16 protein-coding genes are annotated in these 18,878 nt (G+C 45.3%); 5 read left to right on the top strand and 11 right to left on the bottom strand.

Annotated elements, in window-relative coordinates:
• Nucleotides 1-15: 15 nt before the first annotated feature.
• Nucleotides 16-720 (bottom strand): LytR/AlgR family response regulator transcription factor, encoded by a 705-nt coding sequence (locus tag A3860_RS26425; protein ID WP_081151877.1) that lies wholly within the window; start codon nucleotides 718-720, stop codon nucleotides 16-18.
• A complete protein-coding gene (locus tag A3860_RS26420) occupies nucleotides 707-1,765 on the bottom strand; it encodes a sensor histidine kinase (protein ID WP_143774270.1) in 1,059 nt (352 codons plus the stop codon). Before A3860_RS26420 ends, A3860_RS26425 begins: the two co-directional genes overlap by 14 nt.
• Nucleotides 1,766-2,098: 333 nt before the next feature.
• Between A3860_RS26420 and A3860_RS26415 the strand changes: the two genes are divergently transcribed.
• From A3860_RS26415 to A3860_RS26395, 5 genes are all read left to right on the top strand, one after another.
• On the top strand, nucleotides 2,099-3,211 hold the full coding sequence (locus tag A3860_RS26415; RefSeq protein WP_081151871.1) for a Gfo/Idh/MocA family protein: 1,113 nt from the start codon (nucleotides 2,099-2,101) through the stop codon (nucleotides 3,209-3,211).
• 57 nt (nucleotides 3,212-3,268) lie between these two features.
• Entirely contained in the window at nucleotides 3,269-4,738 is a 1,470-nt protein-coding gene (locus A3860_RS26410; RefSeq protein ID WP_081151868.1) for an aminotransferase-like domain-containing protein, read from the top strand.
• Nucleotides 4,739-4,955: 217 nt separating this feature from the next.
• Nucleotides 4,956-5,408, top strand: coding sequence for a hypothetical protein (locus tag A3860_RS26405; protein WP_081151865.1), 453 nt, complete (start codon nucleotides 4,956-4,958; stop codon nucleotides 5,406-5,408).
• Nucleotides 5,409-5,625: 217 nt separating this feature from the next.
• Nucleotides 5,626-7,080, top strand: coding sequence for a M48 family metalloprotease (locus A3860_RS26400; protein ID WP_081151863.1), 1,455 nt, complete (start codon nucleotides 5,626-5,628; stop codon nucleotides 7,078-7,080).
• Nucleotides 7,081-7,115: 35 nt separating this feature from the next.
• Nucleotides 7,116-8,675: a DUF6770 family protein gene (locus A3860_RS26395; RefSeq protein ID WP_143774269.1), complete on the top strand. Its 1,560-nt coding sequence runs from the start codon at nucleotides 7,116-7,118 to the stop codon at nucleotides 8,673-8,675.
• A 75-nt stretch (nucleotides 8,676-8,750) separates the two neighbouring features.
• On the opposite strand, the gene A3860_RS26390 is transcribed toward A3860_RS26395, so the two are convergent.
• The 9 genes from A3860_RS26390 to nuoH all read right to left on the bottom strand — a co-directional run bounded on the left by A3860_RS26390 (nucleotide 8,751) and on the right by nuoH (nucleotide 18,852).
• A complete protein-coding gene (locus A3860_RS26390) occupies nucleotides 8,751-10,619 on the bottom strand; it encodes a serine hydrolase (protein WP_081151857.1) in 1,869 nt (622 codons plus the stop codon).
• A 310-nt stretch (nucleotides 10,620-10,929) separates the two neighbouring features.
• Nucleotides 10,930-11,316, bottom strand: coding sequence for a hypothetical protein (locus A3860_RS26385; RefSeq protein ID WP_081151854.1), 387 nt, complete (start codon nucleotides 11,314-11,316; stop codon nucleotides 10,930-10,932).
• Between the two features lie 17 nt (nucleotides 11,317-11,333).
• A complete protein-coding gene (locus tag A3860_RS26380) occupies nucleotides 11,334-12,743 on the bottom strand; it encodes an NADH-quinone oxidoreductase subunit N (RefSeq protein WP_081151852.1) in 1,410 nt (469 codons plus the stop codon).
• Between the two features lie 8 nt (nucleotides 12,744-12,751).
• A complete protein-coding gene (locus A3860_RS26375; RefSeq protein WP_081151849.1) occupies nucleotides 12,752-14,230 on the bottom strand; it encodes a complex I subunit 4 family protein in 1,479 nt (492 codons plus the stop codon).
• A 101-nt stretch (nucleotides 14,231-14,331) separates the two neighbouring features.
• On the bottom strand, nucleotides 14,332-16,260 hold the full coding sequence (nuoL, locus tag A3860_RS26370; RefSeq protein WP_081151846.1) for an NADH-quinone oxidoreductase subunit L: 1,929 nt from the start codon (nucleotides 16,258-16,260) through the stop codon (nucleotides 14,332-14,334).
• Nucleotides 16,261-16,309: 49 nt separating this feature from the next.
• Nucleotides 16,310-16,624 carry an NADH-quinone oxidoreductase subunit NuoK gene (nuoK, locus tag A3860_RS26365; protein WP_081151843.1) on the bottom strand — a complete coding sequence of 105 codons (315 nt, stop codon included), beginning with the start codon at nucleotides 16,622-16,624 and terminating at the stop codon, nucleotides 16,310-16,312.
• Nucleotides 16,621-17,229 (bottom strand): NADH-quinone oxidoreductase subunit J family protein, encoded by a 609-nt coding sequence (locus A3860_RS26360; protein ID WP_081151841.1) that lies wholly within the window; start codon nucleotides 17,227-17,229, stop codon nucleotides 16,621-16,623. Before A3860_RS26360 ends, nuoK begins: the two co-directional genes overlap by 4 nt.
• A 24-nt stretch (nucleotides 17,230-17,253) precedes the next feature.
• On the bottom strand, nucleotides 17,254-17,730 hold the full coding sequence (locus A3860_RS26355; RefSeq protein WP_081151838.1) for a 4Fe-4S binding protein: 477 nt from the start codon (nucleotides 17,728-17,730) through the stop codon (nucleotides 17,254-17,256).
• Between the two features lie 45 nt (nucleotides 17,731-17,775).
• Nucleotides 17,776-18,852, bottom strand: a complete 1,077-nt coding sequence (gene nuoH, locus A3860_RS26350) for an NADH-quinone oxidoreductase subunit NuoH (protein WP_081151835.1) — start codon at nucleotides 18,850-18,852, stop codon at nucleotides 17,776-17,778.
• Nucleotides 18,853-18,878 lie beyond the last annotated feature (26 nt).

Here is an 18,878-nt window from a genome sequence, read left to right as displayed (position 1 = left end):
CAACTGAATAACTTACTAACTTTCTAAAATAGTCATCACCGCTTCCTTATAACTTCTTCCAACAGGTATTTGTAATCCATTTATCTCTACATCGGTGGCCGAAAAAGCATCGATCTTGTTCCTGGCAACCAGGAAAGAACGATGAATACGCAGAAAGCCGTTCTTCGACAGCATTTCTTCAATTTGCCCCAGCTGAAATTTGGTGAGAATAGCTTTATCTTTTGTAGTGATGCGGATGTATTCTTTCAGGCTTTCAATAAACAGGATCTCATCAATATAAACCTTCACGCGCTTCTTGCTAACATTAAAGAACAGGGTCGCTCTTTCCGGCGCGGAAGCAGGCACCAGCGATGTTTCTACCGGTTCCCGGTCTTTCAGTTTGTTCACCGCCATTACAAAGCGGCTGAATTCAATAGGCTTTAATAAATAATCCAGCACATTCAATTCATAGCCCTGCAGCGCATAGTCCTGGTAGGCAGATGTGATGATGACCTGTGGTGGTTTTTTCAGCGCTTTAATGAAATCGAGCCCTTTTAATTTAGGCAGGTGAATATCGAGGAAGATCAGGTCGATCTTTTCTTTCTGCAACAGGTCCATGGCATACAAAGCATCGGTACAAATGCCTTTCAGCTGCAGAAAAGGGACCTGCAGAATATAATCTTTCAATACTTCCGCCGCCAGCGGCTCATCTTCAACGATTATACAATTATACCTGTGCATAGCTGGTAAGATTTATATAAAGCCGAACCGAAAAAATATGCGGTTCGTTCTGCAATTGCAGATCATATTCCCGGTACATGAGTTCCAATTGCCTGCGAACATTACACAGCCCGATATTATCCCTGATCTCCTGCGAAGTTTGGCCCTCTTTGGTATTCTCAATATTAAAGGTAAGCCGTCCCTTTTGTAATTGTACGCTGATGCGGATAAAAGAATCGAACCGGCTTTCACTGGCGCCGTGCTTGAACGCATTTTCAACAAATGGCAATAAAAGAAGGGGAGCTATCTGCTGCGTGCTTTCATCAATATCACGCTGAAAGTGAATGGTAAGGCGTTCGTACCGCATCTTCTCCAGAGCAATATAATCATCCAGTATTTTAAGCTCATCTGCCACCGTTATAAGATCGCTTTTTGATTCATACAAAATAAACCGCAACAGTTTCGATAAACGCATTACCACTTCTGCCGTATGTTCCGACCGTTTCCGCGCAAGCGCATAAATATTATTCAGTGTATTAAATAAAAAATGCGGATTGGTTTGATGGCGAAGGAATTTAAGTTCAGCCTCCAGCTTTTCCTTGATGAGGTTCTTTTCGCGTTCGCGCACAGTTAACTGTATCCGCAGCAACTTCAAGGCAATGGCAACGCCCGAAACAAAACCGATGTCCATAACAGCCAGCAATACACCAAGCAGGTTGAACAGGGGCCGTTTTGTAAGTAAGCCCTGGTAAATGACCGGGGTAATGTAGTATACAAATATTGCGCGGTATATAATAATGGTGATAATAATGGCAGCTACCACCTGTGCTATGGTCCAGAATAGCTTAACATGCCCCTTCACAATTTGCCGTACAGGAACGTACAGGGCATAATAGGTGAACAGTAATTTGGGAATTACCGCAGCCAGGGCAGCCTTAAAGGCCAGCCAGAATTGAACATTATCAGGAATATTTTTAAGGGCAGGCGCTACCCAAACGAATTCCAGCACGGTATCCTGCAACAGGTACACCAGCCAGAAGGCGCTATGCCACAGCACTCTTTTCATAGTACCATAAAAATCGGGAAAACCGGGGTATTTTAAGAAAAAGCGTATGAACAGCACTTTGCGAAGTACGAATAACACTTGCGCTCCCTAAAGAGAAGCAGGTTTCATTTAACAGTGCTGTAGCAACCAATAAAACAAGATGAATAAAACGATGGTCCCTAAACAACCACCACCCCATTTCCAGGCAGCATAGCCTGCGATCAGGGTCCTAAGCCAGTCACGCATAGTGAAAAATTATAAAACAGTAGTTTAAAAAATTATGCCAGCCAATATCCTTTCATAAACAGCCAGCAGCGTTGAATACGCTATCAGACTATAGCAGTAAATTGACATATGAAAAAATCTGCTATCAGCCGCCGTTCTTTTCTTGAACAGCTCTCCTTAAGCACTGTTGCGGTACTGGGCGCCGGTCCATTGAGTGCATTTGCCATCAGCCAACAAACCGATCGCAAACTGGGAGTTGCCCTGGCAGGCCTGGGCAAATACAGTTCCAGGCAATTAGGCCCGGCCCTTAAGGAAACCAAATGGTGCCAGCTCATGGGTGTGGTCACCGGTTCAAAAGAAAAAGGCGAACAATGGTCAAAGGAATATGGGTTTCCCGTAAAAAATATTTATAGCTACGACACCATGGCCCAACTGGCTGATAACAAAGACATCGACATTGTGTATGTAGTTACCCCGAATGGATTGCATGCCCAACATGCAATTGCCGCGGCCAAAGCCGGCAAACACGTCATTTGCGAAAAACCCATGGCCAATACGGTGGCCGAATGCGATGCCATCATTGCTGCCTGTAAAGCCGCTAAGGTAAAATTGTCGATTGGCTATCGCCTGCATTTTGATCCCTATCATAAAGAATTGATGCGCCTTGCGAAAGAAAAAGATTTCGGCGCTTTTACCACCATGACCGGCGATCGCGGTTTTATTATGCAAACCAAGGTATGGCGCGCCGATAAAAAACTCGCGGGTGGCGGCCCCCTGATGGACCTGGGCATCTATATTATTCATGGCGCCTGCATGACTGCCAATGGCGTGGCGCCGGTAGCCGTTACTGCTCAGGAACATCCCAAAACAAAACCTGAGATGTTCACTGATGTGGAAGAAGGCATTAACTGGACCATGGAATTTCCCGGTGGCGCTACCTGTACAGCACAAACAAGCTACCAGCACAGCGCCGATAAATTCAGGGCTGAAGGCCCCAAAGGCTTCATCGAATTCAAAGAACATGCCTTTACCTACCGGGGCATGGTGGTAGAAACCAGCCGGGGGCCATTGAACTTTACCCCGCCCAATCAACAGGCCCTGCAAATGGATGATTTCGCCAATTGTATCTTAACCAACCGTAACACAATAATTCCAGGTGAACTGGGCCGCCGCGACCTGGTGATCATAGAAGGCATTTACAAAGCAGCCGCTACCGGAAAAAGAGTAGAAATAAAAGTTTAGGGCCTGCGCTAAATGGACTATCTTAGTATACTTTTTTAACCAACCAGGTAGTCCACTATGCTTCCATGGAAAACGATCATTCAATGGCAAAAGGAATGCGATACGCCGGTTTATTTGCAAATAGCCAATTCAGTTATACACGAAATGCGCAAGGGCCGGGTTGGTCCCGGTATTAAATTGCCCGGCACGCGGCAAATGGCCGAGCTGTTGGAAGTACACCGCAAAACCATTGTGCGGGCCTACGAAGAACTGGATGCACAGGGCTGGATAGAAATGCATCCCTCCAAAGGAACCTTCACCAGTAAAGAATTGCCCGAAATAAATGGCCGGCGTTTTTCAAACAACCAAAAACAGAACTTCTTTCCCCCAACAACCGGTTATACGGTTAAAGTAAATAACAGTATCCGTACACCCGTATTGCCGCTCAGGCATATCATGGGTTTCCACGATGGCCCCGACATGCGGTTGGTGCCTACCGATGAACTGGGAAGAGCCTATAAAGGCGTTTTGTCGCGGCATGCCTACTTCAAGTACATGTCTTATGTTGAAACACATGGTATACAAAAATTCAGGGAAGTATTATCAGATTACCTCAATACGAGCCGGGGGGTGCAAACAAGTTTCGAGAACATCCTGGTAACAAGGGGAAGCCAGCAGGCGCTGTACCTGCTATCGCTGGTGCTGTTCTCAAAAGGCGATACCATCATCGTGGGTGATACCAATTATTATTATGCCGATCATGTGTTTCTGCTGGCCGGGATGCAACTGGCGCGTGTAAAGGTTGATGAATGCGGCATCGATGTAGAGGCCATCGAAAAATTATGCAGCCGCAAAAAAATAAAAGCGTTGTTCATCACCTCGCATCACCACTACCCTACTACGGTAACCCTGTCAGCCGCACGCCGCATTAAATTATTATCACTGGCCGAAAAATATGGCTTTATCATCATTGAAGATGATTACGATTACGATTTCCATTATTTAAGCAGTCCCATGCTGCCGCTCGTAAGCGCCGACACAAAGGGAATGGTGGTTTACATTGGCACGCTTAGTAAAACCATTGCGCCCGCTATTCGCACCGGATATATCATTGCGCCACAGAACCTCATTCTTGAATTAAGCCGCGTACGGCAGTTGGTCGATACCCAGGGCGATCCCATTATGGAACTGGCGCTGATTGAAATGTTCGAAGAAGGACACATTAAACGGCACCTGAAAAAAGCCACACTCCTGTATCACAAACGCAGGGACTTTTTATGCAATTTATTGAGAGAACAGCTTTCAGATGTCATCGATTTTAAAACACCTGACGGCGGACTGGCCATTTGGGCAAAATTTCATAAATCGGTACCCTTACCGCCTCTTACAGAAAAGTTAAAAGCAAAAGGACTCATTCTTTCAAATGGTTTAATTCATAATACATCGGCTGTGTCACTAAACTCAACCCGTATGGGTTTTGGCTGGATGAATGAAGAAGAAACAGCACAAGCAGTAGAGATGCTTTCAAGAACGATCCGTTCAAAATAATTCTGGCCCTTTTATCATTTTGTACCGATTTATACAATTTCCCGCCGCACGATCATCCCATCTTTGTATCGCGCCACAAAGTAAAAGCGTTAACACAATATTCATTTATTGTTGCCACATTAAACCGGACTACCTGGTATATAGAAACCGGATGCCTGAATAGTCCAAATACCTTTTACCTTTACGGCCGATTATTAATGTTTAAAAAGTTTAAGCCATGAAAAAGTTATTCATTCTCTTCTCAGCCCTGCTTCTTAGTTTCAGTTTACTTGCCCGTGACCCGGAAGACAAACTGATCAGAACATTCAACACCAGCTTTCCAAAAGCCGAGCATGTTCAATGGTATGAATTGCCCAAAGCCTGGGTGGTAAATTTTGTCGCAGATGGTATTCGTTCGCGCGTGGTGTACCTGAAAGATGGAAAAGCCACTGAGTTCACCAGGTATTATTTTGAGTCGAATTTGCCGTTCCTGATCCATTCCAGGGTCAAAGAAGCATATCCCGATAAAAAGATCTTTGGCGTTGTTGAAGTTTCTATCATGACAGAAAACAGCAACACTTCCAGGACAGAATATTTTGTAAAACTGGAAGATGAAAAAAGCTGGATGACCGTAAAATCTGACATTGAAGGAAACCTCACCGTTACAGAAAAGTATAAAAAAGTGAATTAGGAAAAAGGGAATTCAGACACCCTTTACAAAGGGAAAGCCCCCGGCACTGAAAGTTACGCTTTCAGGCGCCGGGGGCTTTTCATTGCGGCCCAAACACCCATACAGGAAACCTGCCCTATATAATATAATTACCCCATATTTGTTGAAATATTTAATATACCCCTTTCTTTCTTAGTATTTTTGCGTAACTAACCGGTGTTCGTTTAAAACGTATCCAATGTATCGCGTTAATCCCTTAATTACTTTCATTCTTACTATTATTTCAATACCTGTAGTTTCCCAAACGAAATTATTGTACAGCTATCAGGACCTTTCGCATGCCTATTATCAAAAGCAAAAAGATTCATTGACGAAAGCATGGGTATGCCCGGCTATTTACAAGGATAAGAACACCCAGAAAAAATATAAGGAAATATGGGATGAAAGGACCCAGTTTATAACCCGGGCCATTGAAGCCGACAACTATGTGCATGACAATGAAGTGTACAGCTATGTAGATGGCATCATTAACCAGCTGGTACAGGCCAATAAACAAATTATACCCCAGAAGCCCCTGTTGCTGATCGACAGAAGCTCATCGGCCAACGCATATGCCATCGGTAATAATATCATTGCCGTTAACCTGGGCCTTATTGTGTTCTCGCAGTCTAGGGAAGAATTGTCGCTGGCCATTGCACACGAATTATCGCACAATATTCTCACCCATCCTGAAACAGCCATGAAACAACGGGCCGAATGGCTGAGTTCAGATGAATACCAGCAGTCACTGAACGCCGTGTTAAATTCAAAATATGAAAGACTGTCGCGGCTGAAAAAAGTACTTGAAAATTATTCGTTCAGCCGAAGCAAACACCAACGTTACCATGAAAGCGATGCCGATTCGCTGGCTATTATTCTGTTGAAAAAAAGCAATATCACCTTCAACGCCGATTTCTTTCTGCGGTTAGATAGTTCGGACAACATTTATCAGCATCATTTAAAGAATCCCGTTAAACAGTATTTCATTACCTATAATCTTTCTTTTGACGACAGCTGGACCAGAAAACGATCGAAGGGACTGTCAACAAGAGCCTATAGCTTCAGGGATACCTCGGGCATTGAAGATTCGTTAAAGACCCACCCCGAGTGCGTTGAACGGTATAATAAAACAAAACCATTTACCGTTAGCCAGGGCATCTATAACGCCATACCGGCAAATATACACGACAAGGCCAATAAAATGCTTATCTGGAATATGTATTCCAACATGAGCCTTACCCCTTGTTTATACCGCATTTTGATGGAAAAAGACAATGGCAATAAGGATGAGTGGTACGATTTCATGATCCATAATATCATTACCGGATTATATTACGCCGACCGCGAATTGCACCGGTTCAATGCCATTGGCGTTACCCAAAAGGAATTGATCTCCCAGGACTATTATGAGCTGCAAACCATGCTGGAACAAATACCCCGCGATAAGCTGGAACAATACTGTAAAGTAATACAGGAGGCAGGTTTCTGGAAAATAATGCCCGCCAGTGAAAGAGCATTAAAAAGCTTCCTGTACACCCTGGCGCTTGACCCCGATAATTCTGAGAAGAACAAGGCAAGGGCCGCTAAGGAATTCGACGTCGCCAATTCAGGCAGCATGTATTGCGAGCTCACGCAGAACTTCGAAACCAAATAACTATTCAAATTCAACCTTATAACAAACAACTACAAATGAAAAAAACGTTATCAGCACTACTAATGCTGTTTATCGTATGTTATGGCCATGCGCAAACAAAAGTTTTCAGAGAAGTAAGTGAAGACATGTCTTCAGAAGTAAAAACGATCAGGCAGGATAATAATCTCGTAGGTTATCTTGTATTTACCCAGCTCGAAAAAGCAAGCGCCGATTCGTTCAATTACAGGATCAGTATAATGGACGAAAACCTCAATGACATCGGCACCATTAATTTCAGGGAAATTAAACTTTCGCTGCAGGCAGTAAGCTTTGAACAGGATGTATTGTGCCTGGCGTATATAAAGAGTACTTTTTTCGGTAATAGCTATAAGAGCAGGAAGGCATACACCGAAGGGTTGCAAAATGAAAAATCAGCCGTGTTCTTACAATTCCTGGGTTTGGATGGCAAGATCATAAAATCAAACTCCTATGAAATACAAATGACTCCCCGCCCCAATAATTACTGGTATGATGGTTATGACGCCATTGGGAGCCTGAAACATTCACTGCAATTAAGTAATATTCCGCAAAAAGGTTTTGCCTGCTTTTATGGCGACGACCGTAAAAGTAACCTGCTGATCTTTAACCCGGCCGGTGAAATAACCTGGCAAAAAAATACCAGCGAGCAGGCACAGGCCTTTGGTTTGCTGGCCTCCAAACAGGGCATCTATTTAATGGTGAAGAAAAAAGATAGAATGGAAGAAGGCGGGTTCGAATTATTAGGCTATGATGTAACCGATGGAACGGTTTATCCCAAATACACCTTGAAAGACAAACAGGGCAATGCTTTAAAAGTGATCACCTTCGACAATGACCCCGTTAGCGGTAAGCCTTTTATTGCCGGTTATGTTATTGATGCGAACCACGGCAATCAATATTATTCTGCCAAACACCTGGCCCGCGGGCCTTACAGCGGCGTTTATACGATCAATATAAATGGCACCAAAAAATCGGAGGTGCAGGAAATATTTTCTTACTGGAACGAGGGCCAGCAATCTTTCATCACCCGCAAAGGACATTTCGTTGACAACAACACCTATCCAAGATTTGTGCGGTCGTTCAGGGATTATGAGGGCAATACCTATTTTGCCGGTTCAACCATTATCAGGAAAGCCAGATGGGGTTCCATGTTCTTTACGATAGCCACCATTCCATTTGTTGTACCCCCCATTATCATTGCCAGCACCGGTTATACCAAGGGCCTGGTGAAAGACGCCGTATTGATGAAACAAACTGAGAAAGGCGCTATTTCGGTCGACAATTTCATTCCTGCCAATAATACCGGCGATTATCCGGGTGTAATGCCTGTTTCTATGTACGACAAAAGAGGGTTTTACCTGGTTTCTAACCCCGATACCAAATCGAACTACATGATCATCGATGATTTCAGGGACGTATTTGTATATAATGTGAATCAGAAAAAAGTAATGCGTACCGTTCCGCACAGATCGGGTAATATCCGTACCAACCTGTTTCCTGCCAAAGAAGGCCACGTAATGGTTGCTACCTACGACAAAAAAGCAAAAACAACGTCAGTGTCTATTGAAGCGTTATAATAGCATTCGATTATAAAAAGAATACCGTCCCGGTTAAGCCAGGACGGTATTTTTATTAACGGGAGAAACTCTAATTTAAAACAGATCGTACGAAGGATAACCCGACACCTTACCTAAACCGGCTTCAATGGCACCTTTCATCGTCCAGCCGCAACCATCATTCGAAGGGTTGTTATTAACGATCACGGAATAGCTAAGCCCATTACCCAGTTCAACCAGGAACGACCGCGTACCATCAAAACAACCGTTGTGGTTTTGCAACAGGCCCGAAACGTTCCAACCACAGCCATAGCTCACTTTCAAAGCCGAACCGGTTGTCATGGTTGTTTGCGTAGGGGCTGTAATGATATCACTTGGAATAGCAGTACCATCAACGCGGTTCAGGAATTTTAACAGATCGATGGGGCGCGCCACCCAGCCGCCAAAACCGGCCCACAGTTGCAGGTTCATTTTATCCATTGGGGTATAAGTTGCTTCGCCGCTTTTTGCATTGCCCGAGGCTTCGCCCACATACATCGTATTGCCAATACCGCATTTATTGAGTACGTTATTGCGGATGAAATTTTCGTATGATTGTCCGCTCACCTGTTCAATAACCCGTGCCAGAATAAAGAAGTTGGTATTTGAATAGATCCATTGCGAAGAAGTATCAGTAGTAATGAGATCAGCTGAATTCAACAATACATTCATGGCGTCATCGGGCGTTTTATTCTGGTCCCAGAAAACGGATTCTCCATTGCAGGTGCGCAAACCTGAAGTATGGTTCAGTAACTGGCGCACGGTGATCCTGTTGAGTTTTTCCTTTCCTGAAGGCGTGGCGTATTTTGAACCGAGAATGCTGTTGGGCCCGAACACAGGCTTGTCTAACGAGATCTTATGCTGATCGAGCAAGGTCATTACACCCACCGAGGTAACCGGTTTTGAAATGCTCATAATGCGCAGCGGCTGGTCGGGCGACATTTCTTCACCATTGGCGGCATCGGCGTACCCGTAGCCTTTTGCAAATACCAGTCTTCCATCTTTACAGATCGCGATCGACAATCCCTTTACACTCTGACTGCTCATGTATTGGTTAACCGCATCATCAATGGCAGCGATATCGGCGCCTTTCATGTTGGTGTTGGTCCAAATGGCATTGTATTCACAGCTATTGCCTGAAGTATACGCATTTACATACACCGGTTTGTAACCCTGGTAATACATATTGTCGAATACATACTGGTAATTGCCATTGCTTACGCCATGCCGGGCTGCCCATAGCGGACTGCTCTCTTTTTCCCAGATAGCTGCATACAGGTTAGTGCCATTCTTTGTATAGCCACTTACTGTTTTTAATACATAGCCTTGTTTGGTGAAATCATTAAACGCCTGCTGGTATTGGCTGGAAGTTAGATTATGACGGGCGATGTACGCATTACCGGCACTCTTCTCCCAAATACCTGCAAAATATTCTACGTTGTTCACAACATAGCCACTCACATGCAGCAGGCGATAGCCTTGTTTTGAGAAATCGTCAAATGCCTGCTGATACTGGGCCGCTGTTAAGTTATGCCGGGCAGCCCATGCCGGGCCCGATGCCTTTTCCCAGATGGCGGCAAACTTCGCCTGGTTGCCTACGCCATAGCCACTTACATGCGTAAGCCGGAATCCTTTTTTAGCGAAGTCATCGAAAGCTGCCTGATAATCGGCGCCTGATAACCCATGGCGTGCAGCCCATTCGGGCCCCGACTTCTTCTCCCATAACGCAATATAACGCTCCTGTCCGCCACAGGTATAACCGCTTACCGTCGACAACCGGTACCCTTGTTTTACGAACTCATCAAATGCAGCCTGGTATTGCGCCGGGCTTAAGTTATGCCTTGCCACCCATTGCGAAACAATCGCCTGAAACGACAATAATGAGCATAAGAGAACGAGTGATCCTTTTTTCAAAAACGATTTCATGACCTTTACAATGTTTTAAGAGTTTGATACAATAAGATACCAGTAAGCCATTAGTGTAATGGCTACCCATTCCTTTATTAAAATGTTTGTTGCTAATAATCAGTGAACCCTGCTGATGCAGAATGATCAGCTACCTGATCAGATCCATAAAGCGCGGTAATTATTCGATGCTGCAATCGAATGCAAAAGTAACGGCTGCATGTAACGCAACCAATACCACATTAGTAGTAAGTATAATTCTTTGACGAAGATCAAGTAGAGATACTTATGATGCAGTAGTAATACTCAACGCATGAGTTATAAACACACATTACTTCTTTGCAAAGTAAGGCACATCATCGCGGCTGATGGTTTCCTTTTGCTGCCAGTACGCCAACGTAACAACCCGCCCACCGGGTGTTTTTAACAATCTTCCAAAGACTGCATTGGTGGCATTGAAGGTAACATCAGTAACGCCAATGGTAAAGGTAGCAGGCGGCAGGGGCGCCGCTTCGGTTGTTGTTTCGGCATTAGCGGTTGAAGCGGCAGCTGGTGCAGCGGCCTTCGGTGCAGGTGAGGCCATCACTATCACTGTGTACTTATTGAACTCAAGCAATGGTTGTAAAAAATCGACACGTTGTTGCGACGCATTCTTTTCCACTATGGCGCATTTAACGCCATTCAGTTCTTCAAACTCATGATTTTTATTTATCGCCATAAACAGTGCTTCTATAATTAAAAACCGAAACTCAATGAATGTATATAATCATACACATACCCAACCAACCCTGTTACTATAATACCCGCCACACAAATGATCATAGCGAGTTTGGGGTAACCGGGAATGGTGAGCCGTTCAATAGGTTGCTCATTGGCATCCATAAAGATCGCTTTTACGATGCGCAGGTAATAATAAAATGAGATGATCATGTTCAGCGCCGCAATCGTGATCAACACATAATTGCCTTTTCCCGCGCCCGATAACAACAGAAAAAACTTGCCAAAGAACCCCGCAGTAGGCGGTACGCCGGCCAGTGAAAATAAAGCAATGGTGAGCACCCACGATAATACGGGATTGGTTTTATAAAAGCCCTTGTAATCACTTACCTGCTCGCGGCCGGTAAGCGCGCTTACCAGGGCCACCACGCCAAATGCCGCCAGGTTCGAGAATACATAAATGAGCACAAAATAAACAAGCGATGCCGTGCCCAGCTGTGAGCTTCCGGTTATACCCACCAGTATAAATCCTATTTGTGCAATGGAAGAAAATGCTAAGAACCGTTTGATATTATTTTGCCGAATCGCAAACAGGTTTCCCGTGAAGATCGTCAGTACCGACAACACAAACAACATATTATACCAGGTGGCGGCCATTGGTTTGAACACGGTATATAAAACGGAGATAAACACAAACAGCACCGATCCTTTTGAGATCACCGAGAGCCAGGAAGTAACTGCCACGGGCGCTCCTTCATACACATCGGCGGTCCATAAATGAAATGGAACAACGGAGATCTTGAAGCCAAAACCGGCCAGCAATAGAACGAATGCAAAAATGTGTAAGGGACTGCCATTTATATGCGAAGCCATTTCGCTGAAGGTGAGCGTGCCAGTTGCGCCATACACCAGGGAAATGCCAAATAGTAATAAACCCGAAGCAAATGCCGAGGAAATAATAAACTTCATAGCGGCTTCAGAGGACTTCCTTTTACCCAGATCGAAATTGGCCATGGCGGCTAAAGGAATGCTCGATAGCTCCAACCCCACATAAAACATCAACAGGTTGCCGGCAGAGATCATAAAGAACATGCCAAGCAGGGTGCACAATAATAAAATGTAAAACTCCGCCACATGCTCATGCTGCTTTAGCCAGGAAGCCGATTGCAGCGAAACGATCAATGTACCCAGGCTCAGGATATTTTTTTCGAGTACGATCAATGGATTGGTCAGGAACATTTCATTGAACAACATACCCGGCTGGTTGCCGATAAAACCTGCGGCCAGGTTCAGCAATAACAATCCATTCACCAGGTTCAGCAGGCTTTTATTAGAAAGATCGCTGCCGATCTTTAACAGCAAGAGCGTGAAGATGATCACGGTAATGATGAGCTCGTGCTTCATGAGTATAAAAAAATCACCTGCCATACAATTAGTTATTTTGTGATCAGTTCCGTTAACCAGAATGGTGCAATGCCAATCGCTAAAATTCCAATGATTAATAAGCCGGCCGCTATTTTTTCATTCCAACCCGCATCGGCCAGTAACGCGCCGGGTTGCGCAGTTATTCCGCTTCCTTCTACCTGCAATGGTCCCATGATCACTTTGCCCATGGCCCGCAGAATATAAACGGCGGTGACCACAATGGAAGCGCAGGCCAGTATGGTGGCCAACCGGTATAGCGTATCTGCATTTTGCCAGGCGCCCATAAAGACAGTTACTTCAGCAACAAAGCCACTCAGGCCCGGTAAACCCAATGAACACAAACCGGCAATCACAAACACCGCAGCAATAAAGGGCATTACTTTTAATAAGCCGCCCAGTTGCGCCACCTGCCGCGTATGGGTTCTGTCGTACAACATGCCAATGGCCGCGAAGAAAAGGGCTGTCATTAACCCATGCGACACCATTTGCATTACGGCCCCCATAACAGCAGTTTTCGTTAGCATACCTATTCCCAACAACACAAAACCGCAATGGCTTACCGATGAATACGCGTTGATATACTTGAGATCGGTTTGCATCATAGTGGCGAAGGCGCCATAGATGATCGCTATAGTAGCCAGCAGAATAATAATGCCTGAATAATAGTGTGCGGCATCGGGCATCAGCAAGGTGGCTACCCGCAAACATCCATAACCGCCCAGCTTCATAGAAATGCCGGCCAGGAACATAGAAGCCGCTGTAGGGGCCGATGAGTGTCCATCGGGAACCCAGGTATGAAAGGGGAACAACGCCGTGAAAACGCCAAAGCCTGCAAAGGCAAACGGAAAGAAGATCTTTTGTGCTTCAACCGGAATATGCAGTTGCGCTATCTGCAGCAGATCAAATGTGTGTGTACCACCGGTTGTTTGCGTATTAAAATAAATGCCTGCCAACCCAACAAAAACAAGCGCACTGCCGCCCATTAACATCAGCGCCAGTTTCATGGCGCTGTACGCTGCGCGGCCGCTGCCCCAGATACCAATAAGTAAGAATTTGGGGATCACCGCTACTTCCAGGAAAAAGAACAGCGTGAACAGATCGAGCGAAATAAAAAACCCATAAGCGCCCATACTTAACAGGGTCAACAGAAAGAAAAATTCTTTATTGAGCTTTTCCATTGACCAGGAAACCAGTATACCGGCAACAGTTACAAAAGCTGTTAACAGGATCATGGCAATGGAAATGCCATCAACACCAACATGATAATGAATATTCAACGGCGTAAACCACAAATGATCTTCTTCAAACAACATGATGCCCGGGTTGCCTGTGGTCCTTTGTTGCCAGTATTCAAACAATAAAATGAACGCAAGCACCAATTGCATCACCGCACCACTTAATGCCATGGCACGTACCTGTTTTGCCCCATTACAAAACAACAGCACGAGTGCCGTAATGAGTGGTAATATGATGAGTAATGATAACGACATAATTTGTTTTGATTCGTGAATTCATGAATAAAGTCGTCAATGGTGAATGGTCAATGGCTTTCCATTATCACATTATCAAATTATCTTATTAGCACATTTGCTTACTTCCACCAATAGATAAAAACCACAGCCAAAGCAATGACCCCTCCAAAAAAGTATATAGCATAGGCCTGTACCCGGCCCGATTGTAATGCTTTTATGCTTTCCGATACGCGGGTGGTGGCAATGCCCAATCCGTTCATCAATCCATCCACTACATACTTATCGATCCATGCGGCGGGTTTCGCAATACCATTAAAGATGATCTTTTTGGTGATGAACAGGTACAATTCATCGAAATAGAATTTGCGGCGAATGGTGTTATACAAGCCACCAAATGCAGCTGCCAGTTGTTGCGGCCGTTGGTTTTCTTTATAATACAATGCCCAGGCGATGCCTATGCCTGCAAGGGCAACAGCCACCGGTGCAATTGAAAAGGAGATGGGTATAGTCATTTCTTTCGCCCGCCCATCAACCGGTACATATTGGGAGAAGGGAATGAAGCCAACCACAACCGCAGCTACGCCTAATAACGCCAATGGCAGCTTCATATTCAAAGCGCCTTCTCCATGATCATTGTGATGGGTGGATGGCTTGTTCCAGAAAATACAGAAATACAGGCGGAACATATAAAAGGCGGTAATGCCCGAGGTGATCAGCGCTATATAATAAATAGTCCGGTTGCTTTGCCAGGCGGTCATCAAAATTTCTTCCTTACTAAAGAACCCGGCAAAAGGTGGTATCCCGGCAATGGCCAGGCAGGCAATGAGGAACGTAAGATGCGTCAATGGCATCAACTTTCGCAGACCACCCATTTGGCCCATTTCATTGGTATGAATAAAATGTATAACGGCGCCCGCACCGAGGAACAGCAATGATTTAAAGAAGGCATGCGTAAAGAGGTGAAAGAGCGAAGCAGTATAGCCGGTACCGCTGCTTATACTATACGCCGGCACGCCCAATGCAAACAACATATACCCGATCTGTGAAATGGTTGAATAAGCCAGCACCCGTTTTATATCTGTTTGAGTACAGGCAATGATGGCGGCGAGAAAAGCCGAGATGGCACCAACCCAGGTTATCAATTGCAGCACCGAAACATTGAGCTGATAAATGGGATACAAACGCGCTACCAAATACACACCGGCCACCACCATGGTAGCCGCATGTATCAATGCCGATACGGGGGTAGGCCCTTCCATAGCATCGGGTAACCAGATGTGCAGGGGGAACATGGCCGATTTGCCGGCGCCACCCATAAACACCAGGGTAAGCGCCCAGCTTAATATAGAAATACCCAGGAATGTGCTTCCCGTCATTTGCGCCAATTGCGAGGAGTCGCCTGCTGTTAATCGTTGTATCATTGTACCAAAATCAAGCGTGCCGCTATAAAATGCAAGGATCAATATGCCAATCAAAAATCCCAGATCGGCAAAGCGGGTAACGATAAATGCTTTTTTAGCTGCTGCCACTGCTGCCGGCCTATCATAATAAAAACCGATGAGCAAAAAGGAAGATACGCCCACCAGTTCCCAAAAGATATAGATCTGAAAAATATTGGTTGAAAGCACCAGCCCCAGCATGGAAAAAGTAAACAACCCCAAAAATGCATAATAGGTAGCAAACCGGTTCTCTCCTTTCATATAGCCCAAACTAAATACATGCACCATCAGCGATACAAATGTTACCACCACCAGCATCATCACCGAGGCCGGATCGAGCAATATGCCCATATCGATCGACATGCCGGGGCTGAACTGCAGCCAGGTATATTGTAAGGCAATCACCGGCTGATAAACGCCGTTCACTTTTCCGCTCACAAAGAAATAATTGTACGCCGTATAAAATGCCAGCACCGTTGCTGCCAGCAAAATGAGTGTGCCCAGTATGCCCGCTGATTTGGAGAAACGCCGCTGCCCAAACAGGCCGAGCAATACAAAACCTGCCAGCGGTAATAATGGAATGAGTGCTATGTATGATGAATAGTTCATTTGATCATGCTTTGCCCGCTGAATCCGCCAACTGGCGGAGAAAGCGGGGTCAATATTTCATTTCCTGCGTTTCTTCCACATCTATTGAGCGATGGCTTCGGTACAGGTTAATGATTATCGCAATCGCTACCGCAGCTTCTGCAGCGGCAATCGTTATTATAAACAGGGAAAAGAAAACACCATTGAGTTTGTCGGGGTACAGGTATTTATTGAATGCTACAAAATTGATGTTCACACTATTCAGGATCAGCTCAATTGACATCAGCATGGTGATGAGGTTGCGCCGGGTGAACAGGCCGTACATGCCAATAAAAAATAAGGCCGTACTAACAAACAGGATATGTGTCAATGGAATGCTGCTCATGGTATTTTTTCCTCCATTGTCTCTTTTGAAATAGCTGGAATATTGGCGCTTTTTCCATTCATGCCGGGATAAGGTGGCTTTTGTACCGGTTTTCCTTTGGGGGCCCACCGCATGGCAATAACAATACAACCGATCATGGCTGCCAGCAACAACATGCTTACTACTTCAAACGGCAGCACAAAACCATATTGTTTGGTATCGAGCATTTGTTCGCCAATAGCGGTTACCGGTACAGTAAATGGTTTCACCACGGCAGGTGTAAATCCATATTGAGCAATGATATTATATGTAAAGGCAAAACCAAATAACACCGCCAATACAGCAAACAGCAGGCGTTTCAACGAGGGCTTTGGCATTTCGCTGCCCGATTGCTGCGTAAGAAATATGGAGAAGATGATGAGCACCACTACCCCACCTACATATACAATGATTTGAACAGCTGCAACAAATTCTACCTGCATCCAGAAATACAGGGCCGCCACGCCCACCAGGCTAAACAACAGCCAGATAGCCGAACGGAAGATCTTGCTGGTGGTGACCGCCAAAACGGCCGTACCCAGTATAAAGGCTGAAATAAGATAGAATATGATCTGTGAACCGTTCATAATTATTATTCAATAGTCAGTATTTTACTCAACACCGGCCCGCAACTTTGACCCCGGGTTATTTAATTTCTTCAACAACTGGTTGCGGTCGTACACACTGTGTTCAAAGGTTTGGGCCATTTTGATGGCGCTGGTGGGGCAAGCCTCTACACATAAATTACACATGGTGCACAGCTCCAGGTGATATACAAAAGTATCCAGTGCTTTTTTCTTCTTGCCTTCGGGTGTTGTATCAAATTTGGTAACGATCTTGATGGTCGCATTGGGGCAAGCCAGTTCACAAGCCGTGCAACCCGTACAGGCATGTTCGTTGTTTTCGTCGTGCGACATCACCACTTCGCCCCGGAAGCGCTCGGGCAATTTCATTTGCGCCCGGTTATCGGGATACTGCTGGGTAATGATCTCTTTGGGCCTTATGAAATAGCCGCCTGTAGTTCTCATTCCTTTCAGCAACGAGGTAACTGCGTTATATACATCCGATATGTAATCTTTAATAAACATACTCTTCTTGTTTTACTCCCCGCCGGTTGGCGGAGACTGAGTGGCTTAAAAATGCCACCCCATGATCGCGATCAGGGTTACCAGCAACAGGTTGAACATACTGATAGGTAATAGGTACTTCCATTCCAGGCTCAGCAACTGATCAACCCGCAGGCGGGGAAACGTCCAGCGGAACCACATGATCAAAAAGATCAGGAAAAATGTTTTGCCCAGGAACCATACCGAAGAAGGGATATAATCCATAATATGATTAAACCCTTTCCAATGACCAATGTGCAAGGGCATCCAGCCACCCAGGAACAAGGTGGCGCCAATGGCGCACACTATGAAAATGTTGATGTATTCAGCCAGGAAGAACAGCGCGAACTTCATTCCCGAATATTCGGTATGAAACCCCGCCGTTAATTCCGATTCTGCTTCAGCGAGGTCGAACGGGGCGCGATTGGTTTCGGCGGTCACCGCAATAATAAAGATCACAAATGCGATAATGACAGGAATATGTCCGCGAAATAACCACCAGCCGGTTTGTTGCGAAGCTATGATCTCCGAGATCTGTAAACTTCCCGACAGCACAACAATAGAGATGATCGACAACCCGGCCGACAATTCATAACTAACGATCTGTGCGCCGCTGCGCATGGCGCCCAGTAAAGAATACTTGTTATTGCTGGCCCAACCGGCCATCAAAATGCCGATCACCGAAACTGACGACACAGCCGACACATATAGTACACCTATATTAATGTCCCAGATCTGAAAACCTTTGGCAAATGCAATGGGGGCCAGTACCAGCATGGCGGCGATCATTACAATAAAGGGCGCCAGGTTGAACAGGAATTTATCGGCCCCATCGGGCGTAAGCCCTTCTTTCATCATCAGCTTTATTGTATCGGCAGTGGTTTGCAACATCCCTTTGGGACCTACCCGGTTTGGCCCGAGGCGGATCTGCATGCGGGCCGCCACTTTTCTTTCCATCAACACCAACACCAGACCCAGTACTCCAAAAAACGCGGTCACCAGTAATATGATGATAAGGCATTCCAACAGCAATGCCATGGTTGGGTTGAACGTGCTGTACAACCAGTGTTGAATTGAATCTGTAATATATTCTAAGCTAAACATTGTTTTGATTTCTACATCCTGCTTCA

Source organism: Niastella vici (genome assembly GCF_002077945.1).
Lineage (GTDB): Bacteria > Bacteroidota > Bacteroidia > Chitinophagales > Chitinophagaceae > Niastella > Niastella vici.
Note: the sequence above shows the minus strand (reverse complement) of the source record. Positions and strands in the feature narration are given on the sequence as shown.